Origin of the sequence: Brevibacterium sp. 2SA (genome assembly GCF_005502845.1) — a bacterium.
GTDB lineage: Bacteria > Actinomycetota > Actinomycetes > Actinomycetales > Brevibacteriaceae > Brevibacterium.
The window spans coordinates 1-19,039 of sequence record NZ_SCMW01000060.1 but is presented as its reverse complement, the minus strand read 5'-3'; the positions used below and the strand labels follow the sequence as shown (position 1 = coordinate 19,039).

At 71.0% G+C, this 19,039-nt stretch carries 18 protein-coding genes and 1 pseudogene; 6 read left to right on the top strand and 13 right to left on the bottom strand.

Annotated elements, in window-relative coordinates; all coding sequences use genetic code 11:
• Positions 1-26 precede the first annotated feature (26 nt).
• Complete coding sequence (gene rsmA, locus FFS20_RS15660) at positions 27-881, bottom strand: 16S rRNA (adenine(1518)-N(6)/adenine(1519)-N(6))-dimethyltransferase RsmA (protein ID WP_137826743.1); 855 nt, start codon at positions 879-881, stop codon at positions 27-29.
• A gap of 99 nt (positions 882-980) precedes the next feature.
• Between rsmA and FFS20_RS15655 the strand changes: the two genes are divergently transcribed.
• On the top strand, positions 981-2,234 hold the full coding sequence (locus tag FFS20_RS15655; protein ID WP_137826742.1) for a class I SAM-dependent methyltransferase: 1,254 nt from the start codon (positions 981-983) through the stop codon (positions 2,232-2,234).
• A gap of 61 nt (positions 2,235-2,295) precedes the next feature.
• The gene (locus tag FFS20_RS15650; protein ID WP_137826741.1) at positions 2,296-3,129 is read left to right on the top strand and encodes a sulfurtransferase; all 834 of its coding nucleotides are present in this window, start codon (positions 2,296-2,298) and stop codon (positions 3,127-3,129) included.
• Positions 3,130-3,206: 77 nt separating this feature from the next.
• Here FFS20_RS15650 and FFS20_RS15645 read toward each other — a convergent pair whose 3' ends face one another.
• Together FFS20_RS15645 and FFS20_RS15640 are read right to left on the bottom strand one after the other, a co-directional pair.
• Positions 3,207-4,364, bottom strand: coding sequence for a HAMP domain-containing sensor histidine kinase (locus FFS20_RS15645; protein ID WP_212743360.1), 1,158 nt, complete (start codon positions 4,362-4,364; stop codon positions 3,207-3,209).
• Complete coding sequence (locus tag FFS20_RS15640; RefSeq protein WP_137826740.1) at positions 4,357-5,043, bottom strand: response regulator transcription factor; 687 nt, start codon at positions 5,041-5,043, stop codon at positions 4,357-4,359. The genes FFS20_RS15645 and FFS20_RS15640 overlap by 8 nt, the downstream gene beginning before the upstream one ends.
• Before the next feature lie 87 nt (positions 5,044-5,130).
• Between FFS20_RS15640 and FFS20_RS15635 the strand changes: the two genes are divergently transcribed.
• Positions 5,131-5,877, top strand: a complete 747-nt coding sequence (locus tag FFS20_RS15635) for a M15 family metallopeptidase (RefSeq protein ID WP_137826739.1) — start codon at positions 5,131-5,133, stop codon at positions 5,875-5,877.
• A 223-nt stretch (positions 5,878-6,100) separates the two neighbouring features.
• Positions 6,101-7,147 carry an iron-siderophore ABC transporter substrate-binding protein gene (locus tag FFS20_RS15630; protein WP_181365610.1) on the top strand — a complete coding sequence of 349 codons (1,047 nt, stop codon included), beginning with the start codon at positions 6,101-6,103 and terminating at the stop codon, positions 7,145-7,147.
• A 1-nt stretch (position 7,148) separates the two neighbouring features.
• Here the strand turns inward: FFS20_RS15630 and FFS20_RS15625 are convergent, their stop codons facing one another.
• A complete protein-coding gene (locus tag FFS20_RS15625; RefSeq protein ID WP_137826737.1) occupies positions 7,149-8,780 on the bottom strand; it encodes a glycoside hydrolase family 3 N-terminal domain-containing protein in 1,632 nt (543 codons plus the stop codon).
• A 127-nt stretch (positions 8,781-8,907) separates the two neighbouring features.
• Between FFS20_RS15625 and FFS20_RS15620 the strand changes: the two genes are divergently transcribed.
• The gene (locus FFS20_RS15620) at positions 8,908-10,035 is read left to right on the top strand and encodes a glutamate--cysteine ligase (RefSeq protein WP_137826736.1); all 1,128 of its coding nucleotides are present in this window, start codon (positions 8,908-8,910) and stop codon (positions 10,033-10,035) included.
• Positions 10,036-10,048: 13 nt separating this feature from the next.
• On the opposite strand, the gene FFS20_RS15615 is transcribed toward FFS20_RS15620, so the two are convergent.
• Genes FFS20_RS15615 through FFS20_RS15600 form a run of 4 tightly spaced genes read right to left on the bottom strand, consistent with a single transcriptional unit; the run spans position 10,049 to position 13,254 of the window.
• A complete protein-coding gene (locus FFS20_RS15615) occupies positions 10,049-10,579 on the bottom strand; it encodes an NUDIX hydrolase (RefSeq protein ID WP_137826735.1) in 531 nt (176 codons plus the stop codon).
• Entirely contained in the window at positions 10,566-11,645 is a 1,080-nt protein-coding gene (gene tsaD, locus FFS20_RS15610; protein WP_137826734.1) for a tRNA (adenosine(37)-N6)-threonylcarbamoyltransferase complex transferase subunit TsaD, read from the bottom strand. Before tsaD ends, FFS20_RS15615 begins: the two co-directional genes overlap by 14 nt.
• Entirely contained in the window at positions 11,642-12,310 is a 669-nt protein-coding gene (locus FFS20_RS15605; RefSeq protein WP_137826733.1) for a hypothetical protein, read from the bottom strand. Before FFS20_RS15605 ends, tsaD begins: the two co-directional genes overlap by 4 nt.
• On the bottom strand, positions 12,307-13,254 hold the full coding sequence (locus FFS20_RS15600; protein ID WP_249356894.1) for an aldo/keto reductase: 948 nt from the start codon (positions 13,252-13,254) through the stop codon (positions 12,307-12,309). The genes FFS20_RS15605 and FFS20_RS15600 overlap by 4 nt, the downstream gene beginning before the upstream one ends.
• Before the next feature lie 130 nt (positions 13,255-13,384).
• Here FFS20_RS15600 and FFS20_RS15595 point away from each other — a divergent pair, with 130 nt between their 5' ends.
• Positions 13,385-14,029, top strand: coding sequence for a biliverdin-producing heme oxygenase (locus FFS20_RS15595; RefSeq protein WP_137826732.1), 645 nt, complete (start codon positions 13,385-13,387; stop codon positions 14,027-14,029).
• Positions 14,030-14,062: 33 nt separating this feature from the next.
• On the opposite strand, the gene FFS20_RS15590 is transcribed toward FFS20_RS15595, so the two are convergent.
• The 5 genes and pseudogenes from FFS20_RS15590 to FFS20_RS15570 all read right to left on the bottom strand — a co-directional run bounded on the left by FFS20_RS15590 (position 14,063) and on the right by FFS20_RS15570 (position 18,907).
• On the bottom strand, positions 14,063-14,557 hold the full coding sequence (locus FFS20_RS15590; RefSeq protein ID WP_137826731.1) for a GNAT family N-acetyltransferase: 495 nt from the start codon (positions 14,555-14,557) through the stop codon (positions 14,063-14,065).
• An 8-nt stretch (positions 14,558-14,565) separates the two neighbouring features.
• On the bottom strand, positions 14,566-15,363 hold the full coding sequence (gene tsaB, locus FFS20_RS15585) for a tRNA (adenosine(37)-N6)-threonylcarbamoyltransferase complex dimerization subunit type 1 TsaB (RefSeq protein ID WP_137826730.1): 798 nt from the start codon (positions 15,361-15,363) through the stop codon (positions 14,566-14,568).
• Between the two features lie 396 nt (positions 15,364-15,759).
• Positions 15,760-16,131, bottom strand: a pseudogene (gene tsaE / locus FFS20_RS18385) (tRNA (adenosine(37)-N6)-threonylcarbamoyltransferase complex ATPase subunit type 1 TsaE); the annotation flags it as partial.
• On the bottom strand, positions 16,128-17,378 hold the full coding sequence (alr, locus tag FFS20_RS15575) for an alanine racemase (protein WP_137826728.1): 1,251 nt from the start codon (positions 17,376-17,378) through the stop codon (positions 16,128-16,130). The pseudogene tsaE and the gene alr, both read right to left, overlap by 4 nt.
• Positions 17,375-18,907, bottom strand: coding sequence for a bifunctional ADP-dependent NAD(P)H-hydrate dehydratase/NAD(P)H-hydrate epimerase (locus FFS20_RS15570; RefSeq protein WP_137826727.1), 1,533 nt, complete (start codon positions 18,905-18,907; stop codon positions 17,375-17,377). Before FFS20_RS15570 ends, alr begins: the two co-directional genes overlap by 4 nt.
• Between the last annotated feature and the right edge of the window lie 132 nt (positions 18,908-19,039).

The following is a 19,039-nucleotide window of genomic DNA, read 5'->3' as shown; positions in this document are numbered from 1 at the left end:
GCCGGGGCGCGGGGGCAGCTGCTCGGTCATGCGGAGCGACCGTCCTCGGGAGCGGCGGCGGCGAGGCGTTCGAAGTCGGCGACGCCGAGCGCCTCACCCCGGGTACGGGGGTCGATGTCGGCGGCGCGGAGGACCTCTTCGGCGCGGGCCGGGCTGCCGGCCCACGTCGCCAGGGCCGCGCGCAGGGTCTTGCGGCGCTGCGCGAATGCGGCGTCGACGAGGGAGAAGAGACGCGTGCGCGCGGCGGGATCCCTCTCGGTGCGGGTGACGTCGATGCGGACGAGTCCCGAGTCGATGTTCGGGGCCGGCCAGAAGACGTTCTTGCCGATCCTCCCGGCCAGACCGACCTCGCCGTACCACTGGGCCTTGACGCTCGGCACACCGTACGTCCGGGAGCCCGGTCCGGCGGCGAGGCGCTCGGCGACCTCGAGCTGGACCATGACGAGAACGGTCCTCAGGCTCGGGAAGATCTCGAGGAAATGGAGGAGGACGGGCACGGCGACGTTGTAGGGCAGGTTCGCCACGAGCGCGTCGGGGCGCTGCGGCAGCTCGGTGACCTTGAGCGCATCGGCGCCGACGAGGTGGAACCGGTCGACGGCTTCCGGGGCGAACTCCGCGATCGTCGCGGGCAGTCGGGCGGCGAGCGCCTCGTCGATCTCGACGGCGGTGACGGCATGGCCGGCTTCGAGCAGGCCGAGGGTGAGCGACCCGAGTCCGGGACCGATCTCGACGACGTTCTGCGCCTCGGCGAGGTCGGCGGCGGCGACGATCGAGCGCACGGTGTTGGGGTCGATGACGAAGTTCTGGCCCTTCTGCTTCGTCGGGCGCAGACCGATGTCAGCGGCGATGTCGCGGATGTCGCGTGCGGTCAGTAACGTCACACCCAACAACCTACCTCACGGTCTCGGGGATGCTCGCCGTGACGGCGCCCGTGATCCCCCGTGACCTGCCGGTGACCCGGGAACGTTAGGCTGGCCCCCATGGATCGCACGACTCTGGCCGAACTCCTCGACGTCTCCGTCCTCGACCGTCTCGATCGGATCGACGATCTGCCCACAGGCGACCTCGCCCGCTCCGCGGCGCTGCGCAAGGAGGGATTCTCCGCCGAGGTGACCGCGGCCCTGCTCACGCAGGCGCAGCTGCGCACGGAGGCAGTCGGCAAACTCGGCCCCTATGCCGCGGAGATGCTCTTCACCCGCGACGGCCTCGCCCAGGCCACCCGCCTGCCCGTCGCCGCCCACCACGCGCAGCGGCTGCTCGCCGCCGGACGGGCTGACGGCTCCGACTCCCCCGTCCGCATCGCCGACCTCGGCTGCGGGATCGGCGTCGACGCGTTCGCCTTCGCCGGCCTCGGCGCCGAGGTCCGCGCCGTCGACGCCGACGAGGTCACCGCCGCGATCGCCGCCTTCAACCTCCGGCACCTGCCCGGGGCCGAGGTCGCTCACGGGCTGGCCGAGGACGCTGAGGTCGACGACGTCGACGCCCTGTGGTTCGATCCGGCTCGCCGCCGCGTCGGCCGGGCGAATGCCCGCGGGGCGACCGCGCGCATCGCCGATCCCGACGAGTTCTCACCGTCCCTGACCTGGGTCGTCGACCGTGCCGCGGAGGCCCATGCGGCCGGGGTCAAGCTCGGCCCGGCCCTCGACCATGACCTCATTCCCGCCGGCGCGGAGGCCCAGTGGGTCTCCCACGACGGCGACGTCGTCGAGGTCTGCCTCTACTTCGGGGCGGCCCGGCAGCGCCCCGGGCGCAGCGCGCTCGTCATGGGCGAGCGCACCCTCCTCGTCCACGAGGACGATGTGCCGGCGACCGACGAGGACGGCATCGGCCGCCTCGGCGAGTATCTCCTCGAACCCGACGGCGCGATCGTCCGCGCGGGACTCGTCAGAGCGCTCACCGGCCCCCTGCAGGCGCGCCGTCTCAACCCGTCGATCGCCTACCTCACGACCGATGTCGCACCGGTCGGACCGGCCGCGGCCGGGGTCACCGCGTACAAGATCGTCGATGTCCTCCCGGCGAAGATCCCGAGCCTGCGCAAGGAGCTCATCGCCCGCGGCATCGGCTCCGTCGTCATCAAGAAGCGCGGCGCAGACATCGTCCCCGACCAGGTGCGACGCCAGCTCAAGCTGCCGAAGGGCGAGCGCGCCACCCTCGTCTTCACCCGCCTCGGCGACAAGCACGTCGTCCTCCTCACCCAGCCGGTCACGGAATCCGGGACTGCCCCGGAGTCCTGAGGGGACGTAGAGTCGAGCGTGGAGGCGATCGCAGGAGATCGACCCGAGCCAAGGAGATCCGATGACCCGAACCGATGTCCTCATCACCGCTCAAGAGCTCCTCACCCAGACGCTGGGCAGGACCCCGCCGAGGCTGCTCGACGTCCGCTGGACCCAGCTCAAACCCGATGGCCGGGACGACTTCACGCGCGGTCATCTGCCGCACGCGCTCTACGTCGACCTCGACACCGACCTCGCCGATCACAGTCAGACCGATCCGCGCGCCGGCCGCCACCCCCTGCCGAGTCCCGAGCAGTTCCAGACCACGGTCCGGGCCTGGGGCATCACCCCGGAGACCGAGGTCGTCGTCTACGACGACAACGCCGGACTCGGCGCGGCGCGAGCCTGGTGGCTGCTGCGCTGGGCGGGGTTGAAGGCCCGTGTCCTCGACGGTGGGATCGACGCCTGGGTCTCCGCCGGCGGCGACCTCGAATTCGGTAAGGCCACGGCCGTCGACCCCTCCACCGTCGTCATCACGCCCGGGTCGATGCCCGTCATCGACGCCGACACCGCCGAGTCGTGGGACGGTGTGCTCCTCGACGCCCGCGCCCCCGAGCGCTTCCGCGGGGAGACCGAACCCCTCGACGCGGTCGCCGGCCACATTCCCGGAGCGAGGAATGCTCCGGCGACGGAGAACACCGCCGACGGCTACGTCCTCTCCGAGGTCGACCTCCGCGAGCGCTTCGGCGACCTCGGCGCCCTCGAGGAGTCGGTCGCCGTCTACTGCGGGTCCGGGGTCACCGCGTGCCACAACGCGATGGTGCTCGCGACCCTCGGGGTCGGCTCCAGCCTCTACTCGGCGAGCTGGTCGGGCTGGTCCTCCGACCCGGGCCGCGGGATCGCCACCGGCAGCTGAGGATCCGGGCCGCGGTCACGGCGATTGTGCGCCGCGGTCGCGGCGATTGTGCGCCGCGGTCACGGCGGTGCGGGGCCTCAATTCCGCCATGAATCGTCCGCAGAATCTGCGGGCCGCCCCTGAAGCGGCTGGCGGGCTGCGGGCAGACCGACGGCGACGCGGAGGCCGCCGCCTTCCAGCGGGGTGAGGGTGAGACGGCCGCGGTGGGTGGCGACGATGCGCGCGACGATCGCGAGGCCGAGGCCGACTCCCGCGTGGCTGCTGTCACGGGTGCGTCGGCCGCCGCGATGGAACGGTTCGGTGAGGGTGGCCGCGAGGTCGGGGCTGATGACGGGTCCGGTGTTCTCGACGCTCACCCACGCCCACGGGCCGGTGCCGCTCGGTGCCGGATCCCGGCCGGTGCGCACGCGCAGGCTGCCGCCGGCCGGAAGGTTGTGGACGATGGCGTTGTGGACGAGGTTCGTCACCACCTGGGACAGCAGCACCGCCGACCCCAGCACGGTCGCCGGCTGGGTGTCGAACTCGACGTCGATCCCCCGCGATTCGGCGAACGGCAGCAGGGTCTCCACGGTATCCTCGGCGAGGAGGGAGAGGTCGACCGGCTCGACGTCGCGGATCTCATTGCCGGCGCGGCTGAGCAGGAGGAGCGCCTCGGTGAGTGCGATCGCACGGTCGTTGACCGCGCGCAGCTGAGCGAGATCGGCGCTGTGCTCACGGTCGGGCTCGCGCTGTGCGACATCGAGGACCGCCTGCGTGATGGCCAGCGGGGTCCGCAGCTCGTGGGAGGCGTTCGCGGCGAAGCGCTGCTGTTCGGCGACGTGAGCCTCGACCCGGGTGAGCATCGCATCGAAGACGTCGGCGAGCTCCCGGATCTCGTCCTGGCGCCCGCTCATCCGGATGCGATGGGAGAACTCGCCGGCAGACACGGCCCGGGCCGCGCGGGTGATCCTTGCCAGCGGGGTGAGCATCCGGCCGGCGAGGAACCATCCGCCGGCGAGCCCGACGACGAGGAGGAACCCCAGGGTCGCCGCCGCGGCGGGGAAGAACGCCCGCTGCAGATCGGAGCGATTGGGGACGAAGCCGTCGGGAGCGCTGATCGGCACGTTGGGGACATAGCGCAGGAGGAAGATCCAGACGACGGCGAGCAGGAGGATGCCGGCGACGAGGAGGAACCCGGCGTAGCTGAGCGTCAGCTGCCACCGGACGCTCAGCCCGCGGGGTCGCGGCTCAGCCACGGCCGGCCGCCTCGGCGCCCGGGTTCGCGATGCGATAGCCGACACCGGGCACCGTCGCGATGAGCCAGGGCTCGCCGAGGCGCTTGCGCAGGGCCGAAACCGTGATCCGCACGGCATTGGTGAAGGGGTCGGCGTTCTCGTCCCAGGCCTTCTCGAGCAGCTCCTCGGCGCTGACGACTCCCCCGTCGGCGCGCATGAGCACCTCGAGCACCGCGAACTGCTTGCGGGTGAGCGCGACATACCGGCCGTCACGGTAGATCTCCCGGCGGAACGGGTCGAGGCTGAGGCCGGCGACCTCGAGCACCGGCGCCCGGTGCTGGGACCGGCGCCGGTCGAGGGAGCGCAGCCGCAGGACGAGTTCGGCGAGCTCGAAGGGCTTCGTCAGGTAGTCGTCGGCGCCGAGGGCGAACCCCGTCGTCTTGTCGTCGAGGCGGTCGGCGGCAGTGAGCATGAGGATCGGCATGCCGGAGCCGGTGGCGACGATCTGGCGGGCCACCTCGTCGCCGGAAGGTCCGGGGATGTCACGGTCGAGCACGGCGATGTCGTAGTCGTTGACCGCGAGCATCTCGAGTGCCTGGTCACCGTCCCCGGCGATGTCGGCGGCGATGGCCTCCAGGCGGAGTCCGCTGCGGACGGCCGCGGCCATCTCGGGTTCGTCCTCGACGATCAGTACGCGCATAGGGATCAGCGTATCGGCCCGGATGTATCGCGAACGTATCGATTTCCGCATACGCTCCGGCAACAGCCGACTGCGTTGACTGAGGGCATGACCACGAGAACCGCAGCATCCGCCCAGCCGTCCACCGACCGCCTCGGCGCGATCGACCACCAGGACCCACTCCACCACACCGAGGCGGGGCCTCGGTCGACGATCCGGCGCGAGCCGGCCGGTGCATGCCGGGTCGGTTTCACCCAGAGGCGCCTCGGTGCCGTCCAGCGCGGTCTCGGCGTGGTCGCCGTGGGAATCGGACTCGCCGTCCTGCTCGTCGCCGCGCTCGCCGGCTGCGCGGTTTCGCAGACCGGCGAGCCGGGCGTCGGGGCGTCGATCGACGCCGACGTCCGCGACACCGACAACGGCGCCCTGCCCGACGACGCCCGCATCACCGACACCGAGCTGCCGGGCATCGCCGGGCTCGACGCCGATCTGCGCGCAGCGGTGACCGCGGCCGCCGAGTCCGCGCGCCTCGACGGCGTGACGTTCACCGTCAACAGCGGGTGGCGATCGGCGGCCTACCAGGCTGGACTGCTCGACGACGCGGTCTCCAACTACGGGTCGAAGGCCGAAGCCGCACGGTGGGTCGCCACCCCCGAGACCTCGCCCCACGTGTCCGGAGACGCCGTCGACATCGGCCCGATGGACGCCTCGAGCTGGCTCGCGCAGCACGGTGCCGACTTCGGGCTGTGCCAGATCTACGGCAACGAGGCGTGGCACTACGAACTCCGGCCGGCAGCGCCGACCGACGGCTGCCCGCACCAGTACGCCGATCCGACCGAGGACCCCCGGATGCGATGATTTTGCGGTGGTTCTGCGCCGCGGTCATGGCGGTGCCGGGCCCCCTTCCCGCCATGGACCGTCCGCACAATCCGCGGTGCGGGGTGAGGGGCGCGAGGTGAGGGGCGCAGGGCGAGGGGCGCGGGATGAGTCTCATTCATTGATGCGCAGGGCCGTCCGCCCCACTCCTTAGGCTAGGCTAATCATGCACGCCGATTCCCTGAGAGCGAAAGAGGACTGCTCCGTGCCCGAGACCCTGCCATCCGGCTCCCTTCCCACCGGCTTCCGTCCCGACAGCGCCCGCCGTCGCCCGACACCATCGGGTCGACGCACGGCCGTGCGCGGCAGCCTCGCGCTGTCGGCCGCAGTGCTCACGGTCAGCGTCCTCAGCGGGTGCGGCTCCGACACGGAGACGGCGGGGGCCGCCTCGGCGAACACCTACTCCGTGGAGACCGAGCTCGGCACCTTCGAGGCCCCGACCGACTACGAACGGGTCGTCGTGACGTCGACGGCGCTGCTGGATTCGAGCGTCGCCGCCGGGGTCACGCCCGTCGGCTCGCCGATGTCGTTCGCGGGACTGCCCGACTACGTCGGTCTCGACGACGACTCGGTCACGCGCATCGGCGACTCCGACGAGGAGATCGACCTCGAGTCCGTGGCCGCGCTCGAACCCGACCTCATCCTCATGAACGCCTCGAGCGGTGCCGGCCTCGACGACACGCTGTTCGACGAGTACTCCGACATCGCTCCGACGGTGCCGGTCGTCGTCGGCGAGCAGGATCCCAAGGGACTCGCCGCGCAGGTCGGAGCCGCACTCGACCGCACCGCGGAGATGGACGAGGCGGCCAAGGCCTACGAGTCGCGCGCCGCTGACCTCAAGGCGCGGCTCGCCGATGATCCCGAAGCGGCCAAGCCGGTCTCGCAGGTGCGCCTGCGGCCTGACGAGGTGCGCGTGATGATGGAGGAGACGAACGCCGGAGTCGCGATGACCGACGCCGGACTCACGTTCGCCCCGCCGGCCGAGGGCGCGAGCGTCGGCGACGGCGGCTACGTCGAGACGAGCCTTGAGCTGCTGCCGGGCAGCCTCGGCGACCACATCTTCGTCTACAGCACGGAGGAAGGGGTCGTCGATGAGGTCGCGGACTCACCGATCTGGCAGAGCATCCCCGCCGTCGAGGCCGGCAACGTCCACACCGTCGACTTCGAGGCGTGGATGCGCGGCCAGGGCTACCTCGCACTGAACACCGTCCTCGACGACATCGCCGCCGCGTACGGCAAGCAGCTCGACTGACTCACCCACTGCACGACGGTGCCGCGTCGCTGCCGTCGTACTCGACCGGCAGCGATCCTGTCGCGGTGAGGTCGCCCTTGAGCCACTTCGCGACCGCCTCGAGCGCATACGGGTTGGAATCGTAGGCAGTGACCGCGGTCTTCGCCGGGGTGCTGCGCATCGTCCACGGAGCAGCGGTGCCCACGGCCACCTCGGCGGCGGTCTTCGGACTCAGGCTCACCGTCGTTCCCCCGGTCCCGACGGTCAGACCCGCGGACTCGGCCGCCTTGCCCAGGGCGGCCTTCTCCGTCTCGCTGCCGCCGACGATCGAGATCGACTCCGTGCCAGTGAACTCGCAGTCGCCCTTGAGCACGGTCAGCGACTTCTCGGCGACCTCGGTGAGCACGGCATCGGGATCCTCGGCGCCGGTGCCGGCGTCGGACTCGGCCGCGCCCTTCTGCGCCTCCGCGGTGGCGAGCTGCATCGCGACGACCCGACGGGACTTCTCGACGAGGTCGTCCTTCGTCAGCGTCCCGTCCTTCATCGCCGCGACGATCGCCTTCTGCGCGGCCGCGGCGTCCGGGGGCATGAGCGCGAGATCGGCGCCGGCCTTGAGCGCGGTCACGGTCTCCCCGCCGTTCTCGTTCTGGGGCACGGCCTCCATGTTGAGCGCATCGGTGATCGCGACCCCGTCGAAGCCGAGCTTGTCGCGCATCGCCGCATAGGCGTCCGGGTTGAGGCTCGCCGGGGTCGTCTTCGCGTCCGGCAGGCCGATGTGGCCCATCATCACGAGCGGCACCCCGGCCTCGACCGCGGACTTGAACGGCAGCAGATCCGTGCTCTCGAGCTCGTCGATCGACTTCTCCGACACCGGCAGGCTCTCGTGCGAGTCGACGGTGAGGCGGCCGTGGCCGGGGAAGTGCTTCGCGGAGCTCGCGACCCCGCCGGCTGTGTAGCCGTCGACGGCCTGGGCGACCACCTCGGCGACGGCCTTCGGGTCGCTGCCGGCCGACCGCACGTTGATCGCGACATCCTCGGGTCCGACGGTGACATCGGAGTCGGGAGCGAAGTCGATCGTGAAGCCGAGGTCGGTGAGGTTCCGCGCCTGCACCGTCGTCGCCGTCGTCGTCAGCTGCCCGTCCCCGGTGGCGGCGAGCGCCATGAGCGGCGGGAACGGCAGGGCCGCAGTGCTCAGGCGCGAGACCGGGCCGCCTTCCTGATCGACGCCGATCGACACCGGCTGGCCCGTGGTCCGGGCGCCGGCGATGTCCTTCGTCAGCGCGCTCACCTCGTCGGCCGTGGGGGCCTCCGTGAGGTTGTCGGCCATGACGATGACTCCGCCGAGGCTGTTCTGCCTGACCATGTCGACCGCACCCTGGGAGCCGGCTCCGGCCCAGGTGCCGATGATGAGGGACCCGGCAAGCTGCTCGTCGGAGAAGGAGTCGACGATCTCGGCGGCCTCGTCGGCGAAGTCCGCAGGCTGTGCCGGGGGCGCGCTCGACGGTGCACTCGTGGGCGCGGCCGAGCCTGCCCCCGCCTCGCCGCTCGAGGGATCCGTCGTGGCATCCGACTCCCCCGCGCTGCCGCCGGAACAGCCGGCGAGGACGAGGGTGAGCGCCGCGGTCAGTGCCGTGAGGGTGAGACGTGTTGGCATGCTCCCATGCTAGTGGGCGCGCCTGAACCCGGTGCGCACGCTCGGCCTGCGGGTGGGAGACCGATCTCATGTCCGTGTGGGCAAGACGGCGTCTCGAGTCAGGGACGCACGCCACTATGATCGATCCATGGTCGATTTCGCACGTTCACCCCGTTCCACCCTCGGTGTCGAATGGGAACTCGCTCTCCTCGACGGGGAGAGCCTCGATCTCACCCCAGCAGCGGAGAGCCTGCTGGCCGACGTCGCCGACCGCGCACCCGCTTTCGAGAAGCGGATCGTCGGCGAGATGCTGACGAACACGATCGAGCTCGTCACCGATGTGCAGACGACGGTGTCCGGTGTCGCCGAGGACCTCGCGACGTCGATGGGCGCACTGCGGACGCTGACGGAGGATCGCGGCATCGAGCTGATGTCGGCGGGCACCCACCCCTTCGCCCAGTGGCAGACGCAGGAGGTGCGGGCGAAGGACCGGTACCTCGAACTCGTCGACCGCACGCAGTGGTGGGGTCGGAACATGCTGATCTTCGGCGTCCACGTCCACGTCGGCGTCGATTCGCGCGACAAGGTCCTGCCGATCATCAACGCGCTCCTCGCCTACGTCCCCCACCTGCAGGCGCTCAGTGCCTCCTCCCCGTTCTGGGGCGGGACGGACACCGGGTACGCGTCGAATCGGGCGATGATGTTCCAGCAGCTGCCGACGGCCGGACTGCCGTTCCAGTTCGATTCGTGGGCGGCGTATGAGAAGTACGTCGACGACATGCTCACGACCGGCATCATCGACCATCTCAACGAGATCCGCTGGGACATCCGGCCCGCACCGAACTGGGGCACCGTCGAGGTGCGGGTGTGCGACGGACTGCCGACGCTCGAGGAGATCACCGCGGTCACCGCGTTCATCCAGTGCCTCATCGACGACTTCTCCGCCCGCCTCGACGCCGGTGAGACCCTGCCGACGATGCCCGACTGGTTCCACGACGAGAACAAGTGGCGGGCTGCGCGGTACGGGATGGACGCGATCATCATCGAGAACGCGCAAGCCGATGAGCGGCTCGTCACCGAGTGCATCGCCGACGAGCTCGTCCGACTGGCTCCGGTGGCCGAGAGGCTCGGGTGCGCCCGCGAGCTCGCCTCGATCAGCGATCTCATGGAGCGCGGGGTGCCTTACCAGCGCCTGCAGGACGTGTTCCACACGACCGGATCGCTCACCGAGGTGACCCGCTCGCTCATCCGGGATCTGCGCACGTCGTACGAGTGAGGCGCGCGGCTGCCTAGAGGTGCGGGGCGAGGAGCTCTTCGAGTTCCGGCAGGCTCGCCTCCACTCCCGGGTGGAGGTCGAGGTCGCGGAGTTCGTCGAGCGGCACCCAGCGCAGTTCGATGCTCTCGGGGTCGTTGATCACCGGCTCGAGGTGTCGCAGGGTCTTCGCGATGACCGTCGTGTACGACCATGTGCCGAGGTTGAGGACATGGCAGTCGACGATCGTGAAGTCGTTGCCGTCGGGGTCGGGAACGCCCGCCTCCTCGTGGGATTCGCGGATCGCGGCATCGATCGCCGATTCCCCCATATCGCGGGCCCCGCCGGGGAATCCCCACGTGCCGCCGGCCACCGACCACAGCGCCCGGTGCTGCATGAGCACTCCGCGGTCGGGGTCGATGAGCATGAGTCCGGCCGCGCCGTTGAGACCCCAGTGCTTCTGTCCGTCGGAGCCGACGGTCCACCCGTCACCCGAGCGCCGAGGCGGCAGGGAGTCGGGCAGGCTCTCGGACCGGGCGGCCTCCGGGGCCTCGTCAGACGAGGACATCATCGACATCCAGCGACGAGACCGCGGCGAGGCCGAGATCGCTCGGGGCGGCACCGCGGGAGACGAGTTCCGCACCGAGGGCGGCGACCATCGCCCCGTTGTCGGTGCAGAGGCTGAGCGGCGGCACCCGCAGGGTCACACCCGCCTCGGCGCAGCGGGCGGCCAGCACCTCGCGCAGGTGCGCGTTCGCCGCCACCCCTCCCCCGAGGACGACGTGGTCGATGCCCGTGTCAGAGGCGGCGAGTAGGGTCTTCGTCACGAGGACGTCGACGACGGCGTCTTCGAACCCGGCGGCGATGTCGGCCACCCTCAGGTCGCTGCCGAGTGCCTCAGCCTTCGTCACCTCACGCAGGGCAGCAGTCTTGAGCCCGGAGAAGGAGAAGTTGAACCGACGCTCGGGGTCGCGCAGATCGTCCTTCTTCGCGAGCCCGCGCGGGAACCGCACCGCTGTGCGGTCACCGGGGACACCCGTGCCGTCGAGGAGACCGAGCGCGGCCTTCGAGATGTTCGGGCCGCCGGGGTAGCTGAGCCCGAGCAGTCGTGCGGTCTTGTCGAACGCCTCACCCGCGGCATCGTCGATCGTCGCGCCGAGGAGCTCGATGTCGTCGACGATGTCGCCGATGCGGAGGATCTCCGTGTGCCCACCCGAGACGAGCAGGGCGATCGTCGGCGTCTGCAGACCGTCGATGTCGTCGGCGACGAGGTCGACGGCGACGTGGGCGGCGAGATGGTTGACGCCGTAGAGCGGCAGCCCCAGCGCCGTGGCCAGCCCCTTGGCGGCGCCCACACCGACCATGAGCGCCCCGGACAGTCCGGGTCCTGCGGTCACCGCGATCGCGTCGAGATCGCCGAGGGCGACCCCGGCCTCATCGCAGGCGGCGACGATCGCGGGGCCGATCGCCTGGACGTGTGCGCGGGAGGCGACCTCAGGGACGACACCGCCGAACCGGACGTGGTCGTCCATCGACGACGACACCGTGTTCGTCAGCAGCGAGCGCCCGCGCACGATGCCCACCCCGGTCTCGTCGCACGAGGATTCGATGCCGAGGACGAGGGGGTCGCTCATCGGCTCTCCGTACCGCTGTGCGGCTCGCCGACGCGGGCGTCCTCCGGTTCAGCGGTCCCAAGATCGTCGAGATCCGGATCGCCGAGGTCGTCCTCGACGGCGTCATCGACCTCGAGTTCGAGGTCGGCGTAGGTGCGCAGCAGATCGTCGTCGTCGGCTTCGGGAGCGTCGACGCCGAGGCTGCGGGCGAACATCCGCAGGTGCGTGTCCCACATCGGACCGAAGTCGGCGGCCTTGTGGCGGGCCGCCTCGGCGTCGGTGGCCGACTGGGTGAACACGAGGACGGTGCTGTCGGTCTCATCCGCGGCAGCCACGGTCGCCGCCTCCGGACCCAGCGACGGGTCAGCGGATGCGGCAGCGGCATCGACCGCGACGGGCAGCAGCTGGATGCCGAGGACGCCGAATTCGACGAACTCGACGAGGACGTGCTCCTCGTCCTCGCAGCTGAGGATCTCCCCGACGAGTTCGGTCTGCCCGAGTTCGGAGACGCCGAGATCGAAGGACACGGAGTCGCCGTCGACGGTGAAGGGGGCGAACCAGTCACCGGCGCGCTCCCCGTCGGTCAGGCGTGCCCACGCCGCCGCCGGCGTCACCGTCAGCGGCAGCTCGATGACGAGGTCGGTGCCGTTCTCCCAGGTCACAAGGCGCGGAGCCGGCGCGATCATGCCTCGGCCCACGCGTCGTTGAGCTGCCCGATCTCGGCATCGGTGAGGGTGAGCTCGGTCCCGGCGAGGAGCTCGGTGAGCTGCTCGGGCACCCGCGCCGAGGCGATCGTCGAGGGGATGAAATCATGGCTGAGCTGCCAGGCGATCGCCGTCGCGGTCATCGACGCATCGTGGGAGGCGGCGACGTCGTGGAGGACTTCGAGGGCCCGGAGGGCGTTCTGGTCATCGAGGAGGTCTCCGACCCGCTCACCGCGCACACTTCCGGTGGCATCACCGCCGGTGTGCTTGCCGGTGAGGAAGCCCGAGGCCAGCGAGTGGTAGGGCAGTTCGGCGATGCCGCGGCTGCGGAGATACTCCTGCTTGTCGGCATCGACGGCGGCCCGGGAGACGAGGTTGAACTTGTCCTGGACGACCCGGTAGTGCGCGAGCGAGTACTTCTCGCTGATCTTCATCGCCGACTTCAGCCGGTCGAGGGAGAAGTTCGAGGCACCGAGGTAGCTGACCTTGCCCGAGCGGACGAGCGCGTCGAACGTCTCCGCGACGGCGACCTGATCGACCTTCTCATCATCGATGTGCGCGTAGTAGAGGTCGACGCGGTCCGTGCCGAGCCGACGCAGTGAGGCATCGAGAGCCTCACGGATGTTGACCGGGTCGAGCCCCTTCTGCTTCGGGAGCATGCCGACCTTCGTCGCGATGACCATCTCGTCGCGGTTGCCGCGGGCGGCCATCCATTCGCCGATGATCGTCTCCGACTCCCCACCCGAGTTGCCCTCGACCCAGACCGAGTAGGCATCGGCGGTATCGATGAAATTGCCTCCCGCCTCGGCGTAGGCATCGAGGACGGCGAAGCTCTCGTCCCGATCAGCGCCCCACCCGAACGGATTGCCGCCCAGCTGCAGGGGATGAACCATGAGATTCGTGTCTGCCAGTTGCACTCGTGTCATGCCTCCACCCTACTCGCCGAGGCGGTTCTCCGTCCTCAGGTCGGGTTGAGGATGGAGGCGGTGCGAACCCAGCGGTCACGGAGCCTGCCGCGATAGACTCTGTCCACCCGGCGACATCAGAGGAGCAGCCATGACCGACCCGTTCTCCGCTCGCCTCAAGGGCAGCACGGCGACGATCCACGACGAGGTCGAGCACACGGACTTCATGGTCGAGCTCATGGAGGGCCGGCTCGATGCGGTCGCATACGCGACGCTGCTCACGCAGTACGAGGTCATCTACGCAGCCCTCGAGGCTCGGGCCCGTGACTTCGCCGCCTCTCCCGTGTTCGCCCCGTTCCACGACCCCAGGCTCGAGCGGTCCGCGCGGATCAGCGCCGACCTCGCCGCTCTCGGCCACGTCGACGGCATCGACGTCTCCGGGATCGCGGTGACGACGAGTGCGCAGGCCTATGCCGATCATCTGGCCGCCCTCAACACCCCCGAGCAGATGATCGCGCACCATTACACCCGCTACCTCGGCGATCTCTCCGGCGGGCAGGCGATCGGCACCCTCATGGGCAGGCATTACGGCCTCCCCGAGGCGGCGCTGACGATGTGGGACTTCACCGCACTCGGCAAGGGGAAGCCGTACAAGGACGCCTATCGCGGTCGTCTCGACGCGGTCGCGGCGACCGGCGGCGACGAGGAGGCCGTCATCGCCGAGACGCTGCGGGCCTTCGACCTCAACGGGGCGCTGCTCTCCGAACTCACCGACCGGCCCGCGCCCGTCGCGTGAGTCCCTCGGGTTCTGTCGCTCGAGGCGATCTCGCTAGCGCAGGCTGCGGCGCATGAGGATCGCGTCGGCGCCCGGGTAATAGTCGGGGCGCCTGCCCCATTCCTCGAAGCCGAGCGACCGATAGAGACCGAGCGCAGCGTCGTTGCCGTCGGCGACCTCGAGGTGGATGACCTCGGCACCCTGGCCCGCCGCCCAGTCCATCCCGGCGGCGAGGAGACTGCGGCCGATCCCGCGTCCGCGGGCCGCCTCGGTGGTCGCGATCGTCATGACATCGGCTTCCGCACCGATCGCCGACATGACCACCCAGCCGGCAAGCGCTCCGGGAGCCTCATGACCGGTGGGCCCGCCGGTCTCCTCCTCGTCGTCCTCGACCGCGACCTGCGGGAGACGTGCAGCGAACATCGCCGTGCCCGGTTGGGCCCGGACCGCCCAGTAGTACAGGACGGTCCAGGCGGTGGGGCCGAAGATGCGCGCATCGGCCTCGGCCACCTCGGCGAGGTCCCACCAGGGGAGGTCGACGATCTGCACGGGCGCGGCTACTTGAGCGTGCTCTGACGCACAGGCGTCGCCGCGGCATCGGGTTCGCGGAGGTACTCGGGCACCGGTTCGCCGAGCTCGCGCCCAGCCGCGAGGTCACGGGCGACGGCGAAGGCGAGGTACTCGGCCCTCGGGTCGACGATGTCGGGTCGAGTCGAGGAGCCGAGGAGCTCGGAGTAGAGGGCGAAGCCGCGCCCGAGACGCTCGCTGATCGCGCCGTCATCGACGCCGTGGGCGGCCAGCTCCGCGGCGAGGTCGGCGGGCTTCGCGACGAGGGGGCCGGCGACGAGATCCGCGGCGGGCGAATACACGCTCGCGTAGACCTCCTTGCGGCGCGCGTCCCCGGCGATGAGGACGAGTCCCGGCTCACCGCCGGCAATGTCCGACGCGGCGACGTCCTCGGCACCGGCGCCGGTGCTGCCGTCCGCGACCGTGCCGACCGCATCTGTGTCGTCCGTGCCGGTGCCGTCGGCATCGGGGCGTGTGGTCAGCCGGCGGAACTCCTCGGCGATCGCCGCCTGCGAATGGAGACCGTGGACGGGGATGCCGCGCGCGAGACCGACCGCGATGCCCGCGGCGATGCCGACCCGCAGACCGGTGAACGGTCCCGGGCCGGTGCCGGTGACGACGAGGTCGGGGGCCGCGGGGTGGGCGAGCACTCGCTCGAGTGCCGGTCCGATGAACTCGACGTGTCGGCGCTGGTCATCGGCCTGTTCCGCCGCGAGCACCTCCCCTGAATCGGTGTCGACGAGTGCCACCGAGGCGGCCTGAGAGGTGTCGATTCCGAGAATGATCATGCGTGCTCCTCCTTACGACCCGTCGTCCCCGCGGTCGGCGTCGCCGGACCCGCGGGTGGATTCGTCGCGCCTGTGGGCCGGCCCGTCGTCCCCGGGAGCACCGGCGACATCCCCGGGCCCATCGGCGACGTCGAATCCGGCGGTGCGGATCACTGTGACAAGATCGCTGAGGCGGCGCTCCCATCCGGGCCCGTGGCCGACGATGTCGACGGTGCGGTTCTCGTCGACGAGGTAGTCGTCATCGGCAGGATCGTCGAGGTCGAAGTCGCCGGTCGCCTCGGTGTCGCCCGCACCGGCGTCGCCCACTCCGCCGTCCGCGGAATCGGCGTCGTCCGCGGACGCATCCTTCGCCGCAGCACTGTCCGCACCAGCACCGGCGGCACTGTCGGCATGGGTGATCGTGAGATCGAGGTAGTCGGCACTCAGCTGCTCGGCCAGTCCCTCGCCCCACTCGACGACGGTCACCGAGTCCTCGAGCTCCGAGTCGAGGTCGAGGTCGGAGAGCTCCTCGGCGGCTCCGAGGCGGTAGGCATCGACGTGGACGAGCGCCGGCCCGCCGTGCGTCGACGGATGCTCCCGGGCGATGACGAACGTCGGCGAGGTGATCCGCCCCGCCACCCCGAGGCCGCGACCGAGGGACTGCGTGAACGTCGTCTTCCCCGCCCCGAGATTGCCGGTGAGGATGAGCAGGTCACCGGCGCGCAGCTGCCCGGCGACCGCCTCGGCGAGGGTGCGCATCCGCTCCAGGGAGGTGACGCGAATTCTCATGCCGCCCCCTCACGCCCGCCGGCGATGTCCGTCCCGCTGTCGGAGACGCCGCTGCCGTCGACGTCGACATCGGCACGGGTGACGTCGACGCCGAGGCGGTCGACGCGGGCGCTGATGCGGGTGACGATCTCGTAGTTGATCGTGTCCGCCCACGCTCCCCATTCGTCGGCGCTCGGGCCGTCGGGACCGAAGATGACGACCTCGTCGCCGACAGCCACCTCGGCGTCGCCGACGTCGACGATGAACTGGTCCATCGCGATGCGCCCGATGACGGGGAAGCGCTGCCCGCGGATCGTCACCGCTGCGCGGTTCGACGCCGACCGCGGCAGGCCGTCGCCGTAGCCGCCGGGCACGAGGGCGAACCGCGTGTCGGTCTCCGCGGTGTATGTCAGTCCGTAGGAGGCCCCGTGACCTGCGGGGATGTCTTTGAGGTTGACGACCTCCGAGACGAGGCGCATGACCGGGGTGAGCCCGAGGTCGCGAGCCGACCGGTCCTCGAGCGGAGAGAGCCCGTAGAGGGCGAGCCCGACCCGGGCCGCGGTGCCGGGCACGGGCCGCAGGGTGAGCGCGGCCGGGGAGTTCGCGATGTGGATGTCGAGGTCAGATGCCTCACCGAGGCGACCGCCGGCGGCGTCGAGGACGGCGACGAGATCGTCGCGCACGGCGTCGAAGACCTGCTGCTGCTGCGCGGTTTCGGGACGGTCGGGTTCGTCGGCGACTGCGAAGTGGCTCATGATTCCGGCGACGACGAGGCGGGGGCGGTCCACGGCGGCGTAGTCCCTGAGTGTGGCGAGCACGTCGGCGACATCGTCGGGGGTCAGCCCGTTGCGCCCGAGACCGCTGTCGATCTTGAGGTGGATCCGCGCGGTCGTGCCCGTCCGCGCGGTCGCCTCGAGGATCCGGTCGAGGGCCCCGAGCGTGGACACGCCGAGAGCGATGTCGGCGTGCAGGGGGGCGTCGAGATCGGATTCGGGACCGTAGAGCCAGGCCATGATGTTCGCGTCGGGGCCGAGGAGGCCGCGCAGATGCAGCGCCTCATCAAGGGTGGCGACGCAGAATTCGCGGTGTCCGGCGGCGTGGAGGGCGGTCGCGACGATGTCGACGCCGTGCCCGTACGCGTTGGCCTTGACGACGCATTTGAGTCTGGCCGGCGCGATTCCCGCAGCGAGGACGGCGGCGTTGGCGCGCAGGGCGGCCGCATCGATCTCAGCTCTGACGACAGAGCCCTGGGATTCGCGTGAAGTCACTGGACAAGGATACCGTCCGCGGCCTCGGGTCCGTGGACGAGGGCGGTCGTCACCGTGCCGGTGGCGGCGACGAGCTGTTCGGCGTTGATCGACACCTCCCCGGCCGCATTGTGGAGCAGCACGCCGAGGCCGGCCGTGTGCGCGGCGGCGCGCGCAGGCAGCGGCCCGTCGTCGCCACGGGTCCGCCGCCCAGCCTGCGCCGCGGCGAGCAGGGTGCCGATGATGCCGGTGAGGACGTCGCCGGACCCGGCCGTCGCGAGGCTCGCCGGCCCCGGCGACGGGAGAACCGCGAAGCCGTCGGGACACGCGATGACCGTCTGCGCGCCCTTGAGGAGGACGACGTGCCCGGTCACCGCCGCGGCCTTCCGCGCCCAGTGGAGGGGGTCGGCCGCGACCCGCCGGGAGGTGATGATCTCGCCGAGGAGGCGGCTGAGCAGGCGGGAGAGCTCACCCGCGTGCGGGGTGAGGACGACCGGTCGGTTCGCATCGGGCTCGTCGTGTCCGACGAGGTCGAGGGCACCGGCGTCGAGGACGAGCGGCACCGTCGTCTCCGCGATCGCGCCGAGCGCGGCCTCGACGAACCCCTGCTCGGGATCCCCTGACCCGACGACGAGGGCGTCGATGCGACCGGCGGCGAGGACCACCTCGGCGTGCCGGTCGAGGATCCGGTCCCCGACCTCGCCGTCACCGAGGTAGCGGACCATCCCGGCGGCCGTGTTCACCGCCGCACCCGAGGTGAGCACGCCCGCGCCCGGGTACATCGCGGACCCCGCGACGACGCCGAGGACCCCCCGGGAGTACTTGTGATCGGCGGCGATGGGACGAGGGAACTCGGCGATGAGGTCACCGATGTCGAGGACCTCGGCGACCGCCTCGGCGGGGTCGAGATCGAGCCCGATGTCGACGACATCGACGGCCCCGGTGAAGGCGGCGGCGCGGGGGTCGACGAGGTCGGCCTTGAGTCCGCCGAAGGTGAGCGTCGCGTCGGCGTGGATGCGGGTGTCGGGCGCTGTGTCGGCGGAGGTGTCGAGGTCGGAGGGGACATCGACGGCGATGACGGCACCGGTCGGATCGCCGGCCCGCCAGTTGCGGATGAGCGCGGTGACGGGGCCCGGCAGTCCGCGCCGACCACCCGTGCCGAGGATGCCGTCGAGGACGAGGTCGGCGCGATCGAGTGCGGTGAGCGCCTCGGTGTGGGCGTCCTCACCGGCGGCGAGGACATCGGCACCCGCACGCTGTGCGGCGGTCAGTCCCTCGACATGTGTGCGGTCGAAGAGGGTGATGACCTCGACGAGGGCCCCGCGGCGGGCCAGAGCGGCGGCGGCGAAGAGCGCGTCGCCGGCGTTGTTGCCGGGTCCGGCGAGCACGCACACCCGGGCTCCGGCGACCTGTCCGCGCGCGGAGCGCAGGGTCTGCGCGGCATACCGTGCGAGGGCCCCGGCCGCGCGAGCCATGAGTGGGACGCCGGCCTCGAGGAGGGGCACCTCGGCGTCCCTGATCACCTGACTCGGATACGCGAACGTGCTCATCGTCGGCTCACTCCCCCGCCAGCTGCGCGAGCTTCCGCCCGGCGAGATGGGCGAGGAAGAGCGCCTGGTCGGCCAGGCCCTCGTCGCTGTGCCGGGCACGCGGTGAGTGGTTGGCCTCGCGCTCGGCGACTG